The organism is Nocardia sp. NPDC004654, from assembly GCF_040609595.1.
Lineage (GTDB): Bacteria > Actinomycetota > Actinomycetes > Mycobacteriales > Mycobacteriaceae > Nocardia.
In genome coordinates this window covers 501,832-515,052 of sequence record NZ_JBEXKI010000005.1, presented here as the reverse complement: position 1 = coordinate 515,052, position 13,221 = coordinate 501,832, and the positions used below count along the sequence as shown (strand labels likewise).

The following is a 13,221-nucleotide window of genomic DNA, read 5'->3' as shown; positions in this document are numbered from 1 at the left end:
CGACGCCACTATGGACGGTGAAGGTTGGCGCGAGGTTGGTGACCGCGTCGGGTCAGCCGTGCAGTGCGTTGTGCAACCGGGCGGCGACCACCGCGCGACGCACGTCGTCGGCGGGCAGCAGCCGCAACGCGTGTTCGTGCACGGCGATATCACCCGTCGCGCGCTCGCCGAACGCGATCGCGTGCTCGGGACGGTCACTGGCCAGGACCGCGGTGCGAATGCCGACCTCGAGATAGTCGCGCCATTCGACGACGCCCGGGGTGTCGGAACCGGGAAGCAGCGGGCCGCGGTAATGCCACACCGCGCTGGAGGTGTCGCCCGCGGTGATCGCGGCGAGCAAATCGACCGCGTCGCAGGACAGCGGACCGGTCAGCATGTAGCGACGATTGGCGATCTCACCACCGGTGGCCCGGCGCAAGTGCGAGACATCGGCTTTCAGTGTGCTGGTCGAGACCGGACGGTCGCCGTAGACCGCCACGTGCAACTGCTCGGGGGTGTAGCCCTCCGGTTCCAGCGCGAGCAGCGCGAGGATCTCCAGCTGACGCGGCGGCAACGGCACCGGCCTGCCGTCCCGCGACAACCGTGCGGTGCCGAGACATTCGAGCCGAACCCCTTCTGGGGGCGGCGGCGCGCTCGTGCGCAGCACCGTCTCCACCGCCGTCACCAGAGACCGCACCGAGGCCATGGCCATCGGATGCGACCGGCTCCAGACGCTGGACAGATCCAGCACCCCGAGCTGCCTGCCGTCCGGCGCGTGGATCGGCGCGGAATAGCAGACCCAGCCGTGCAGCGCGGCGACCAGGTGTTCGGCGGAGAAGACGGTGACCGGGCGGTCGTCGTGCAGCGCGAGGGACAACCCGTTGGTGCCCATATGGCTTTCGTCCCAGCAGCCGCCCGGCGCCAAGTTCACATCCTCGGCTTGGCGCCGCAGTCTGCGGTCGCCGCCGGACCACAGGATCGTGCCCGCCGCGTCGCTGACCACCGCCAGGTATTTCGCGTCCTCGGCGATGCTGCGCATCTGGCCCGCCAGCTCGGTGACCGGCTCGCGCAGTGGGGATTCCGCCCACCGATCGTCGATCCGGTCGAGTGCGGGCGCGACGGCGCGGGCCGGATCGACGGTGTGCAGCGAACGTTGCCAGGACTGCGCCACGTCGTCGCGTAGGACACTGGACGCTGGACGGACGCGAGCGCGGGAGCCGGTGGTCGATGCCCACCGGCTCCACTCCTTCTCCAGTTCTTCCCGCTGCCGGGTGAGGGTGCGCGAGAGTGCCACCTCGGAAAACCCTTGTCGTAGAGTGAACTCGCCTCTTCGTCTTCTCATCATGGCGGACGCAGAACCCCGACGCGCCGGTTTCGCAGCGGGCATCAGGCGAACCTCCGCGCACGCCGCGGCCATAGGGCGTTCCTCCGCATCGGCTTCGGCTGTGCTCGGCTGAAGACGGCTTCCGTCCGGCGGTGCCGATTAGGCTCGGGGCATGGGCAAACGAGAGCGACCCGCCCGAGTCGCCGACGTACACGCCATCGCGCGCGGCATGCCGCACGTGACCAATGCGGCGGGCCCGCTCGGCAACGCCATCTACCAGGTCGGCGGGAAGTCGTTCGTCTTCTTCCGCAATCCACGGCCGGACGCTTTCGATCCGCACACCGGCGAACGCTACTCGGACGTCATCGTCATCTGGGTGCCCTCGGAATCGGATAAGCAAGCGCTGGTACAGGATCCGGACTCGCCGTTCTTCACGACCACGCACTTCGACGGACACCCTTCGGTCCTGGTGCGCGCCTGCCGCCTGGACGAGATCACCGTGGGCGAGCTCACCGAGATCATCCAGGACGCCTGGCTCTCCCGCGCCTCACGCAAGCGCGCCGCCGACTGGCTGGCCGCCCATCCGCCCGCCCGGCACTGAGCTGCGCACGATGAGGCCGACCGGCGGGTGCGCGCGTCTCACTTGTTGAGGAAGATGCCCGCCACGTCGGCGTTCTTGATGGGCGTCTCCGCGTTGCGCTGGCCCGCGCAGAGCAGGTCGACCGAGAGGATGGTGGCGTCGACGGCGGTGCCAGCGGGTTCGCGCTCGTCACCGGTTTGCTGTTTGACGAACTTGGTGATTGTCATGCGCTTGGTGTCGGCGTCCTGCTGGACGTACTCGCTGCACGGTGTGTCGCCGCCCTTGTTGAGCGCGCGCTCGATGTCGGTGCAGCCGGTCAGCAGCAGCGCGGCGGCCGCCGCGCCGAGGACGGTCCGGGTCACGGTGGCGTTCATCTGCTCCTCCTGGTCGCCTGGTCGAGCGGATGGGCCGCCGCGATCGGTATGAGGGTAGGCGGGTCGGGCTCGGGTGTGTCGAGGCGGTCCGGTGTGTCGATCAGGCGAGGCAGGTGCGCAGCGGCACGTTCAGCTCGGCCGAGGTCAGTGACCCGTGGTGGCCGAGCATGGCCGATTGCAGCGGTTCGGCCCCGGTGCGGATGACACCGCGCGGGCCGCGCGCCGCGACGACGAGATCGCCGATCCGCTCGACCACCGCCGACCCCACCGTCGGCCCGAACCAGCCGCGTTCGATCACCTCGGCGCGCGGCAGCACCGCGAAATCCGCACCGAGCGTCTCCCGCCACGCCGCCGCGACATCGTCCACCGCGCCGTCGACGGTGTAGACGTGCCGGGCCCGCGGCTCGCCGCCGAGGCGGTCGACACCGGCGCGCAATGCCTCGACCGCGTCGAAGTCCACTGTTCCGGTCAGCTCGACCATGCCGTGATCGGCGGTCACCAACAGCGCCGCGTCGGGTGGCAGGTTTTCGGCGATCGTCGCGGCGAGGCGGTCGACGTGCGAGAGTTCCAGCCGCCAGGCGTCCGAGGACGGACCGCGCACATGACCGGTGGTGTCCAGGTCGCCGTGATAGGCGTAGACCAGCGAGCGGTCGCCCGCGCGCAAGGCGGTGGACACGCCGTCGACCAGATCGCCGAACGACAGGCTCGGGCGGAAATCGCAGCCGCGCAGCACGGCCCTGGTCAGCCCGGAGCCCGCCTGGTACATCGGGGCGACCTGCGAGACGCTGATCCCGGCGCGGGCGGCGCGCTCGAATACCGTTGCGGCGGGCTGGAACTGCTCCGGCACGAGTTCGCGCAGCAGGTCCACTTTCGGACCCTCGCCGTGCAGACGCCAGCGCAGCGCGTTGACCAAGCGGTCGTAGCCGGGCACGTTCATCAGGTAGCCGACGATGCCGTGCTCGCCCGGCGGCACCCCGACGCCGAGCGAACTCAGGCTGGTCGCGGTCGTGCTCGGGAAGCCCGCAGAGAGCTGGCGGGGCGCGAGGCTCGACAGGAAGGGCGCCTCCTGCTGGTGCGCGGCGAGCGCTTCCGCGCCGAGCCCGTCCACCAGCAGGACGCAGATCCGGCGAGCGGACAGGCCCAGGCCGAGCCGATCGATTTCGCCGGGCACACCGAGACAGGCCAGGACGGAGGGGAACAGGTCGGCCAGGGAACCCGAGCCGTAGGGAGGCGCGTCGAACACGAGGTCAGAATGTCAAGATCGGCGCGGCCACGGCAAGGGGTCAGGCCTGTCCGGTCTCGAATCGGCTGATCCGGCCGTCGCGCACGATGAACCGCCACGCGGTGCGCATCGATCCCCAGCGCGAATTCGTGTAGTCGGCGAGCAGTTCCATGCCGCCGTCGGTCACCGATTCGACCTGCATCCGGCCGTTGCTCGCGAAGATCTCCGCATCGGTCCACTGCGCGACATCTCGCTCCACGCCGTCGTCGGACATGGTCGCGTCCTCGGTGAGCACCGCGCGGAAGCGGTCGGGGTCGTTGGCGTTGAGCGCGTCCACGAACTCCTGGACGACGGGGTCGAGCTGCTGTGCGGACATCCGGTCATCCCTCTCGGCTCACGGTAATCGGGTTGAGCAGTGACGGAACAGCAAACATCTGGCGCCCACTCTAGGGCAGAAACCGCCGTACCGGGTCAAGGCCCGGGCGCGAGAAACGAAGACACCGTGCGCAGTACTTCTTCGACCAGTTCGGGAGCGGTCGTGCCGAGTTGGCTGCTCCGTTTCTCCAGCTGACCGTCCAGCCACAGCGAGGCGAGGCCGTGGCCGATGCCCCACCAGGTGATGCCGAGGATGTCGGCTTTGTCGGCGGGCAGCAGACCGGCCGCAACGCAGTCACCGATGGCATCGGCCAGAACCGCGAACGCGGCGTCACCCGCGACTACGGCGTCGGGGTGCTTCTCCGGTTGGGAGAGCTCCGGCCGGAACATCAGGCGGAAATAGGCGGGCTGCTCGCGCGAGAAGCGGACGTAGGCGACGGTCAGTGCGCCGAGGGTGTCCAGCGGTGAGCCGGTCGCCGCCGCCCGCGTGGCGGTGAGTTCGGCGGCGAGCAACTCGAATCCCTTGGTGGACAGCGTCGCGAGCAGCGCGGCTCGGTCGGCGAAGTGATGATACGGCGCGCCGGTGCTGACGCCCGCCTCCCTGGCCACGCGACGCAGGCTCACCGCCGCGATGCCCTCGGTTTCGATCAGGCGCAAGCACGCGGCGATCAGCTCATCACGTAGTGCGCCGTGGTGGTAACTGGTCCGCTTCACCATCCGAGCGTATGCGACGGGGGCTGGACAACCTATCTATGCGGTGCTTAGATTATCTGAGCGGCGCTTAGATTCCGGCCGTCTCGACTCTTCCCAGACAGGTGGGACACATGAGCAACCAGGTACTAGTCACCGGCGCAACGGGATTCGTCGCCGGACATGTCATCGCCGAACTTCTCGAACACGGCTACCGGGTCCGCGCCACCGTGCGCGATCTCGCGAATACCGGCAAGCGCGCCCACCTCGTGGAGCTTGCGCGCCGCCTCGGCGCGGACCTCGAGTTCGTCGCCGCCGATCTCGACCACGACACGGGCTGGGCCGAGGCCGTCGCGGGTTGCGCGTATGTGCTGCACGTGGCCTCGCCGTTCCCGTCGTACGTTCCCGACGACGAGCGCGAACTCGTCGAACCGGCCGTCCAGGGCACGCTGCGGGTGCTGCGCGCGGCCGCCGCGGAGCCGGGGGTGCGCCGCGTGGTGCTCACCTCCTCGGTCGCCGCGATCGCCTACGGCCACGACGTGGACGAGGTGCGCACGGAAGCGGATTGGTCGGTGGTGGAACGGATTCCGCCCTACCAGAAGAGCAAGACGCTGGCCGAACGCGCGGCGTGGGACTTCGTCCGCGGCCTGCCTGCCGAGCGCGGCCTCGAGCTGGCCGCGGTGAACCCAGGCATGATCCTCGGCCCGCTGCAGCACCCCGCCACCAGTACCTCGCACGAGCCGATTCGGCGGCTGCTGGCACGCGACGTGCCCGGCTCGATTCGCACCGGCTGGACACCGGTCGACGTGCGCGATCTCGCCGTGGCGCACCGGCTGGCGATGGAACTGCCGCAGGCCGCGGGCAACCGGTACATCTGCGCGGCCGATGCGCTGTGGATGGGCGAGCTGGCCAAGATCCTGGCGGACGAATACAACCCGCGCGGCCTGCGGGTGCCCACCCGGGTGCTGCCCGACTGGCTGATCCGGTTCATCGCCCGCTTCGACAAGGGTCTCCGGTTGGTCGTTCCGGTGCTCGGCCGCACCGAGTCGGTCAGCGCGGACAAGGCGCGCAGGGAACTCGGCTGGACCATGCGCCCGGTCCGGGAGACCGTGCTCGACACCGCCGAGAGCTTGCTCAGCTTTGGCATCGTCGACGCGCCGGGTGTGCGGCCCACGGCGACCGCGCCGCGGCCGGCCTCGAACGCGCTCGGCGCCTGAGGAGCCGGCATGGTGACCGCGACTATCGTCCTGGCGATCCTCGGCTTCGTCCGTCGCTGGTTCCGCCGCGATCGGGACGCCTCGAATACCGACGGGCAGGCGCGCCGCCTCGACGCGGCGGCCTTGCGCCGCTTGGGCCGCAGCGCGATACAGCGCCCGGTGCCCGCGCTGAGCGCGGCGGTCGCGCTGCTCGGCGTGGCCGTCGCGGCGAGCGCGATCGCGCAGTGCTGAACTCGTCCGGCGGCCTCGGGTGGCGGGCGCGCCGAGCCAGCGGGTAGACAGTTCTGGTGACAGTGCAGCGTCCGCTCCGTTTCGGCGTGAACATGGTGACGCCGGAGTCCAGGTCCCGATGGGTCGAAAAGTGCCGCAGGGCCGAAGGATTCGGCTTCGACGTGATCGGTGTCGCCGACCACCTCGGCCTGCCCGCGCCGTTTCCCGCCATGATCGTGGCCGCCGAGGCCACCGAACGGGTGCGGCTCAACACCTTCGTGCTCAACACCGCCTTCTACAACCCGGTGCTGCTGGCTCGCGACGCGGCGGGCGCGGACCAGCTCACCGACGGGCGCGTGGAACTCGGGCTCGGCGCGGGCTATGTCCGCGCCGAGTTCGACGCCGCGGGAATCCCTTTCGAGAGCGGTGGTCAGCGGGTGCGGCACCTCGAGCGGACCGTGACCACGCTGCGGGAGTTGTTCGCCGACCCGGACTACCAGCCGCGCCCTACGCAGCCGTCGGGCCCACCGCTGCTGCTGGCCGGGTGGGGCGATCGGCTGCTGAAGCTCGCCGCCGAGCAAGCGGACATCGTCGGCTTCGCGGGCGGGGGAGCGGTGACGCCGGGCGGCCCCGTGCAGCTCGCCGACGAAGACAAGATCGCCGAGCGGGTGGCCTACGTCAACGGGCGGCTCGGCGATCGCGCGGGCGAGGTCGAACTCAATCTACTGTTGCAGCGCGTTGTCTCGCGGGAAGATTGGCCCGCGCTCGCCGACGCCTACGCACCGGCGCTGCCGCCCTCGGCCGCCGACAGCCCTGAGCGGGTCCCGGCCCTGCTCATCGGTTCCCCGGACGAGATTGCCGACCGCGTCCGAGAACTGCGCGAGCGCTTCGGATTCAGCTACTTCACCGTGCTGGAGAGCAGTATGGAGCAGTTCGCCCCGGTCCTCGCCCGCCTGCGCTGAACCGGGGTTATGCGGGCTGCTGCCACAGCAAGGTGTAGCGCCACATGAGGCGACGCCGGATCCGCGCGCCGGGCAGGATCGCGGCGGCGGATTTCCGGATGTCGCCGAGCGTGTCCACGGGATCTCGCATGGGCACGTCCGGACCGCTCAGGCGCGGCGGGAAGCGATCGATGGCCCAGATCAGCGGCAGCAGCGGCAAATAGTTCGCGTCGCGGAGCGGCGTCATCTTCCACAGTCCGACCACGGCCAACGTGCCGCCGGGGGCGACGAGGCGACGCAAGGCCGTCAGACCCTCCTCGAGTGGCACGTGATGCAATGTCGCGACGGCTGTCACGTAATCGAAAGTCCCTGCGAATTCCCGGAAGTCGGCTTGTTCGAAGCGCACGCCGCTCGCTCCCGACGCCTGTTCCAGCGCGGCGGCGTCCGCGTCGATCCCGACGACCTCGCGACCACGCGTCGCCAATTTCCTCGCCAGAAGCCCGTCCCCGCAGCCCACGTCGAGCGCAGTCCGCGCGGCCGTCGGCGCCTTGGCCAGCAGCCACGGGTGGTAGTGGGTGTTGTGATTCCAGTACGGGTCGCGGGTCACTTCACGACTCTACGGACGCCCCTCCGGCCAACGGTGATACCGATTCACTCGAATTATGATCTGCGTCACTCGGCACTGGGCCTTTTGTCGGTGCGCGATGGCATGGTGTTCGGCATGCCTTCTACCGATTCGGCCGCTTCCGTCGATGTCATCCGGGTGCTCGGGGCCAGCGAGCACAACCTGCGCAACGTCTCGCTGGAGATCCCCAAGAACAAGATCACCGTCTTCACCGGTGTTTCCGGGTCTGGCAAGTCGTCCATTGTCTTCGACACCATCGCCGTCGAGTCGCAGCGGCAGCTCTACGCCACCTTTCCGGCGTTCGTGCTCAACTTCCTGCCGCGCTACGAGCGGCCGCACGCCGAGGCGATCGAGAACCTGACCGCGCCGGTCGTCATCGATCAGCAGCCGGTCGGCGGCGGCCCGCGTTCCACGGTCGGCACGATGACCGACATCTACTCGATGGTGCGTGCGATGTTCGCCCGATTCGGTTCGCCCTCGGCGGGATTCGTCTACAACTACTCGTTCAACGTGCCGCAGGGTATGTGTCCGGACTGCGACGGACTCGGCATGACGGTCCGCGCGGATCCCGACCGGCTGATCGATCGCACCAAGTCGCTCAACGAAGGCGCCATCCTGCTCCCGGGTTACGGTGTGGGCAGCGGTGATTGGCAGCTCTACGGCAATTCCGGTCGCTTCGATCCGGACAAGAAACTGGCCGACTACACCGAGGCCGAGTACAAGGACTTCCTGTACGGCAGCGGCGGCAAGGTGGAACTGACCTTCGCCAAGGGCACCTGGAAGGCCGACTACGAGGGGCTCGCGGCGAAGTTCACCCGCACCCGCCTGCAGCGCGACACCTCCACGCTCAGCGAGAAGACCCGCGAGCAGATGCAGAAGTTCCTCACCGAGGCCGTGTGCCCGAGCTGCCAGGGCGCCCGCCTCAATGCCGCCGCGCTGGCCACCGAGATCGGCGGCCGGAATATCGCCGACTGGTCGCGGATGCAGATCACCGACCTGATGGCGGTGCTCGACGAGATCACCGACCCGGCAGCGCTGGGCCTGGCCGACGCCATCCGGACCGCGCTGCGGCGCGTCGCCGACATCGGACTCGGGTACCTGAGCCTGGACCGGTCCACCTCGACGCTCTCCGGCGGCGAGGGCCAGCGGCTCAAGATGATCAAGCATCTGTCCAGCACGCTGATCGGGATGACCTACATCTTCGACGAGCCGAGTGTCGGGCTGCATCCCCGCGACGTCGGCAGGTTGAACGATCTGCTGAAAGCATTGCGGGACAAGGGCAATACCGTGCTGGTGGTCGAGCACGACCCGGATGTCATCCAGATCGCCGACCACGTGGTCGACGTCGGCCCGCGCGCCGGTGTGCACGGCGGGCAAGTGGTGTTCCAGGGCAGCTTCGCCGAGCTGCGCTCCGCCGATACGCCCACCGGCGCGGGTCTGCGCAGGCCCTTCACCGTCAAGGACACCTTCCGCGCCGCCACCGGTGAGCTGCTGATCGAGCACGCGAGCGTCCACAACCTGCGCGATGTCACCGTCGGCATCCCCACCGGTGTCCTCACCTCGGTCACCGGCGTGGCTGGTTCGGGCAAGAGTTCCCTCATCCGAGACGTGTTCGTGCGCCAACATCCCGAGGCGCTGTTCGTCGACCAGTCGCCGATCGCGGCGTCGTCCCGGTCGACCCCCGCGACCTATCTGGGATTGATGGATCCCATCCGCAAGCTGTTCGCCAAGGCGACGGGCGAATCGCCGAGCCTGTTCAGCTTCAACTCCGATGGCGCCTGCAAGCAGTGCGAGGGGCGCGGTGTGATCATCACCGAGATCGCCTACATGGATCCGGTCACCACCCACTGCGACGCCTGCGACGGTCGCCGCTTCGGCGAGGACGTGCTCGGCCACACGCTGCGCGGCAAATCCATCGCGGACGTGCTGGAGATGTCGGCGGAGGAGGCGCTCGCCTTCTTCACGGAGAAGGCGCTGAACGGCAAGCTGCGCACCATGAACGAGGTCGGCCTGGAATACCTGAGCCTCGGCCAGGCGATGAGCACGCTCTCCGGCGGCGAGCGCCAGCGCATCAAGCTCGCGACCCAGTTGCAGAACACCGGCTCGATCTACGTACTCGACGAGCCGACCACCGGCCTGCACATGTCCGATGTCGACACCCTGCTCGCGCTCATGGACGGCCTCGTCGAACGCGGCAACACCGTCGTCGTCATCGAACACAACCTCGACGTCGTCGCCCACTCCGACTGGGTGATCGACCTCGGCCCCGACGGCGGCAAAGACGGCGGCCAAATCGTCTTCACCGGCACTCCCGCCGACCTCCTCGCCCACCCGACCTCCCTGACCGGCGAATACCTGCGCAAGTACAAGGGAGCCTGACCCGAACCCCGCGGCCGCACCGACGAGAATCGGTGCGGCCGCGGGGCTTCGAGCCGCTGCACTACTGACCGAGATCGGCCATGGCCGCAACCCTCCGCGCCACCGGCGTCAGCATTCGCATAGGAAGCGGCGATGCGAAGTACCGGGCGCCGACCACATCGTCGCCGTTGCCGCCCGCTTCGGGCGTGCCCACCGCCGATGCCCGGAAGTAGTGCCTGACGGCTCGCCAGCCGGTACCCGTCACGACGTCGAAGAAGTACTCGATGAACCCGCAGAACTTGTTCGGCTGCCCGGTGATTCGGAGCCCGGTCTCCTCGTCCACCTCACGCCGCAAGGCGTCGACCAAAGCCTCCCCGAGTTCGACGCCACCACCGGGGAAGTCCCACAATTCCTCTTCGCGGGTACTGTCACGGACGAGCAGCAGTCCGCTTCCGTTTCGAATCACCGCGTACACCGAAGTCCGCTCGACCAACTCCGCTCGATGGACGATATGCCCCTCGCCATTGATATCCCGGCAGAGGTAGTGGTCGACGCCGAGGTGTGCATCCATTCGAGTGCCTTCCGCCCGGTCGGCTGTCCGATGAACGAGCCCCTGGAGATTCAGGCTATCCGGTTGTCGAGAGTGAGCATGTCACGGCGACTCGCCCGAACACGAACCGAAGCGACGCGGGTTTCAGTTCGTCGGTACGGGGTGGAATGAGCCTGTCTCGTGATTCCGTATCCGTCGGACACGCGGCACGGTTCTGGCCGGACTGGGGGCGTAGCGCGTGTATGCGCGGGCTGGTGGTCGGTGGCCCACCGTTAGGATGCGCCAATGCATGTGCGGAAGGGGGCGTCTCGGCGGCCGGACACGGTGTTTCGGTCGTGGCGGACGACGTTGGGAGTGGCGGTCGCGTGTCTGGGGCTCGCCGCGATTTGTGTGCTCGCGGTGGTGACCGATACCGCGGTGATCGGTGGCAAGATCGGGGCGCTGGTGTTTGTCGCGATCGGTGCGGAGATGGCGTGGTCCGGGTTTCGGCGTAGGCCGGATCTGGTGATCACCGACGAGGGTGTGGAGCACCGGGCGTTCGGGCGCATCGCGTGGTCGACGGTGGATCACGTGCGGGTGCGCCGGTGTTCGAGTGGTGACGCCATCGACCTGGTGCTGGCGCATCCGGATCGCGAGTTCGCGATCGCCACCGCGCCGTCCATCCCGATGACATCGCTGTCGGTCCCGCTGTTGAAGGTCACCGAGGCGATGCGTGAGCACCGGCCGGAACTGGAGGTTATCGCCGACTGACCGGCGCGGACGACGTCGAAACTGGTTCCGGCGCAGCGTGGTCGATCAAGCGCATGTAGTTCCCGAGCAGACCGGCCGCGTCGAGCATGGCGAGACCCTGCGCGGTGAGTTTTCGTTGCCAGTCGTCCAGGGCGGCGGCCAATGCGGCTGTGCCACCGGCATTTCGGATCTGTTGCACCACGGTGGCGATCTGCTCCAGCGGATAGCCGCCGCGCCGGAGGAGGTGCGCGAGCTCGGCGTCGCGGACATCACTCGCACTGTAGCGGCGGTATCCGGTGGCAGGGTCTCGTGCCGGTGCGAGAATGCCGACGCTTTCCCAGTTGCGCAGGGTCGCGGGGGTGAGGCGGAGGCGGTGCGCGAGTTCGCGGATGGTTCGGCTGTCGATGTCTTCCGCGTGATCGGCGAGGGCGTGGGACTCCGCCGTCAGGTGTTTCACCGCTCGCCGCACCGAGTCGAGGGTTTCCCGGTCGCGAAGCAATTGGCCGTGGCCGCCGTCGATGATGCGCAGGGCGTCGTCGAGTTCGTCGTCGTGGAGCGCGTTCATGATCCGGCCCGCGGTCGCGTGCCCGTACGCCGCGACGAGACCGAGGTAGGCGCGTAGAGCCACCGCGTGCACTTCGGTGTAGATCCGGTAGCCGGTGGGTGTGCGCTCGGCGGGCGGGAGAAACCCGTCGCGCTCGTAGTTGCGGACCGCTTGGATCGAGAGGCCGTGTTCGCGGGCCAGATCGGAGGGACGCACAGTTATCACCGATTCGAGACTTTACCGCGCAGATGTCAGGTCGTAGCAGCGGAAGCCTCAACCGATCTTTCAACGATACGATCGAAACACATGAGTCAGGACATTCGAGACTTCGTCTCCACGTCATGTGAGCTGTTGGCGCTCGGCGAACCGACGCACCAGGAACCGTCCTTCGGGTTCGTCCGCAACGAGCTGTTCGTCCAACTGGTCGACCGCGGCTTCCGCTCGATCGCGTTGGAAACCGACCGCGTCGCCGCGCTCGTCGTGAACGACTTCGTGCAGGACGGTGTCGGCAGCCTCGACACCGCGATGAGCGAAGGCTTCTCGCACGGCTTCGGCGAACTGGACGCCAACCGCGAACTGGTCGCCTGGATGCGCGAATACAACCGGGACCGACCGCCGTTGGAACGCTTGGCCTTCCACGGGTTCGACGCCCCGACGGAGAACCCGAACGCACCGAGCCCACGCCGCTATCTCGAGCACGCCCGCGACTATCTGCGTCTCGATCTCGACCTCGCCGAACTCCTCGGGGACGACGACCGCTGGGATCGCGCGGAGGCGATCATGGATCCGGCCATGTCGATCGGCGCCACAGCCGCGGCCGAGCGCCTGCGGGAGATCGCCGACGACATGCTCCTCGCGCTCTACGCGCGCGCACCGGAACTGATCGCGGCGACATCACGCGCGGCGTGGCTGAAGACCGAGGTCCACCTCACCGCCGGTCTCTGCCTGCTGCGCTATCACCGGCAGGCCGCTCACCAGGGCGACGAGCGAAGGCGCCTGTCGGGCTTGCTGGACATCCGCGAGACGTCGATGGCCCAGAACCTCTTCGACATCCGAAACATCGAGGCCCGGCGCGGCGGAACCATGGTCGGCGCCCACAACGCCCACCTACAGCGGAATATGGGCGCCATCCAAATGGCGGGAATGGACTTCCGATGGTTCGGGGCGGGCGCCATAGTGGGTTCCTTGCTGGGTGAGCGGTACGCCTTCATCGCCGGAAGCCTGGGCCGCAGCGAAACGCTCGAACTCGGTGAGCCCGAACCGGGCACCTACGAGAGCGTCCTCCAGACCGGCATCGCCGACTGGGGTCTGACACCGGCCGAGACGGTGACCTCCGCTCGTCCGCGCACCGACACCACCCCGCAGCAGGGCTACTCGCCGCTCGACCAAGCGATCCTCGACACGGCCTACGCGGTCCTGCACATCAATACCGGTGCCCGCCTGAGCGACGCAGCGGGACGGAGTCCGTCGTAAGCCGCGCACGGCCGGAGCAGGGGGCAGAGG

General features: G+C 68.5%; 15 protein-coding genes. 7 read left to right on the top strand and 8 right to left on the bottom strand.

Translation table 11 applies throughout. The features are described from left to right. Positions 1-52: 52 nt before the first annotated feature. Positions 53-1,273 carry a transcriptional regulator gene (locus ABZV58_RS20005; protein ID WP_355001623.1) on the bottom strand — a complete coding sequence of 407 codons (1,221 nt, stop codon included), beginning with the start codon at positions 1,271-1,273 and terminating at the stop codon, positions 53-55. A 202-nt stretch (positions 1,274-1,475) separates the two neighbouring features. On the opposite strand from ABZV58_RS20005, the gene ABZV58_RS20000 reads away from it, so the two are divergent. Then, entirely contained in the window at positions 1,476-1,904 is a 429-nt protein-coding gene (locus tag ABZV58_RS20000; RefSeq protein WP_355001622.1) for an MmcQ/YjbR family DNA-binding protein, read from the top strand. Between the two features lie 38 nt (positions 1,905-1,942). On the opposite strand, the gene ABZV58_RS19995 is transcribed toward ABZV58_RS20000, so the two are convergent. The 4 genes from ABZV58_RS19995 to ABZV58_RS19980 all read right to left on the bottom strand — a co-directional run bounded on the left by ABZV58_RS19995 (position 1,943) and on the right by ABZV58_RS19980 (position 4,571). Beyond that, the gene (locus ABZV58_RS19995; RefSeq protein ID WP_355001621.1) at positions 1,943-2,257 is read right to left on the bottom strand and encodes a hypothetical protein; all 315 of its coding nucleotides are present in this window, start codon (positions 2,255-2,257) and stop codon (positions 1,943-1,945) included. Positions 2,258-2,357: 100 nt separating this feature from the next. Then, positions 2,358-3,500 carry a nucleotide pyrophosphatase/phosphodiesterase family protein gene (locus ABZV58_RS19990; protein ID WP_355001620.1) on the bottom strand — a complete coding sequence of 381 codons (1,143 nt, stop codon included), beginning with the start codon at positions 3,498-3,500 and terminating at the stop codon, positions 2,358-2,360. A gap of 40 nt (positions 3,501-3,540) precedes the next feature. Beyond that, positions 3,541-3,855 (bottom strand): nuclear transport factor 2 family protein, encoded by a 315-nt coding sequence (locus tag ABZV58_RS19985; protein ID WP_355001619.1) that lies wholly within the window; start codon positions 3,853-3,855, stop codon positions 3,541-3,543. 95 nt (positions 3,856-3,950) lie between these two features. Continuing rightward, a complete protein-coding gene (locus tag ABZV58_RS19980; protein ID WP_355001618.1) occupies positions 3,951-4,571 on the bottom strand; it encodes a TetR/AcrR family transcriptional regulator in 621 nt (206 codons plus the stop codon). Between the two features lie 107 nt (positions 4,572-4,678). Here ABZV58_RS19980 and ABZV58_RS19975 point away from each other — a divergent pair, with 107 nt between their 5' ends. From ABZV58_RS19975 to ABZV58_RS19965, 3 genes are read left to right on the top strand one after another with little or no spacing between them, the layout of a single operon-like run. Further along, positions 4,679-5,761 (top strand): aldehyde reductase, encoded by a 1,083-nt coding sequence (locus ABZV58_RS19975; protein WP_355001617.1) that lies wholly within the window; start codon positions 4,679-4,681, stop codon positions 5,759-5,761. A 9-nt stretch (positions 5,762-5,770) separates the two neighbouring features. Then, positions 5,771-5,992 carry a hypothetical protein gene (locus ABZV58_RS19970; RefSeq protein ID WP_355001616.1) on the top strand — a complete coding sequence of 74 codons (222 nt, stop codon included), beginning with the start codon at positions 5,771-5,773 and terminating at the stop codon, positions 5,990-5,992. Between the two features lie 56 nt (positions 5,993-6,048). Beyond that, the gene (locus ABZV58_RS19965; protein ID WP_355001615.1) at positions 6,049-6,933 is read left to right on the top strand and encodes an LLM class F420-dependent oxidoreductase; all 885 of its coding nucleotides are present in this window, start codon (positions 6,049-6,051) and stop codon (positions 6,931-6,933) included. Positions 6,934-6,940: 7 nt separating this feature from the next. On the opposite strand, the gene ABZV58_RS19960 is transcribed toward ABZV58_RS19965, so the two are convergent. After that, positions 6,941-7,519 carry a class I SAM-dependent methyltransferase gene (locus tag ABZV58_RS19960; RefSeq protein ID WP_355001614.1) on the bottom strand — a complete coding sequence of 193 codons (579 nt, stop codon included), beginning with the start codon at positions 7,517-7,519 and terminating at the stop codon, positions 6,941-6,943. Positions 7,520-7,633: 114 nt separating this feature from the next. Here ABZV58_RS19960 and ABZV58_RS19955 point away from each other — a divergent pair, with 114 nt between their 5' ends. Beyond that, complete coding sequence (locus tag ABZV58_RS19955) at positions 7,634-9,916, top strand: excinuclease ABC subunit UvrA (protein WP_355001613.1); 2,283 nt, start codon at positions 7,634-7,636, stop codon at positions 9,914-9,916. Positions 9,917-9,977: 61 nt separating this feature from the next. Here the strand turns inward: ABZV58_RS19955 and ABZV58_RS19950 are convergent, their stop codons facing one another. Next, on the bottom strand, positions 9,978-10,466 hold the full coding sequence (locus ABZV58_RS19950; protein WP_355001612.1) for an NUDIX hydrolase: 489 nt from the start codon (positions 10,464-10,466) through the stop codon (positions 9,978-9,980). Between the two features lie 381 nt (positions 10,467-10,847). Between ABZV58_RS19950 and ABZV58_RS19945 the strand changes: the two genes are divergently transcribed. Next, on the top strand, positions 10,848-11,195 hold the full coding sequence (locus tag ABZV58_RS19945) for a hypothetical protein (RefSeq protein ID WP_355001611.1): 348 nt from the start codon (positions 10,848-10,850) through the stop codon (positions 11,193-11,195). Here ABZV58_RS19945 and ABZV58_RS19940 read toward each other — a convergent pair. Continuing rightward, the gene (locus ABZV58_RS19940; protein WP_355001610.1) at positions 11,182-11,943 is read right to left on the bottom strand and encodes a TioE family transcriptional regulator; all 762 of its coding nucleotides are present in this window, start codon (positions 11,941-11,943) and stop codon (positions 11,182-11,184) included. The genes ABZV58_RS19945 and ABZV58_RS19940 overlap by 14 nt on opposite strands. A gap of 81 nt (positions 11,944-12,024) precedes the next feature. On the opposite strand from ABZV58_RS19940, the gene ABZV58_RS19935 reads away from it, so the two are divergent. Further along, positions 12,025-13,191: an erythromycin esterase family protein gene (locus ABZV58_RS19935; RefSeq protein WP_355001609.1), complete on the top strand. Its 1,167-nt coding sequence runs from the start codon at positions 12,025-12,027 to the stop codon at positions 13,189-13,191. The last annotated feature ends 30 nt before the right edge of the window (positions 13,192-13,221 follow it).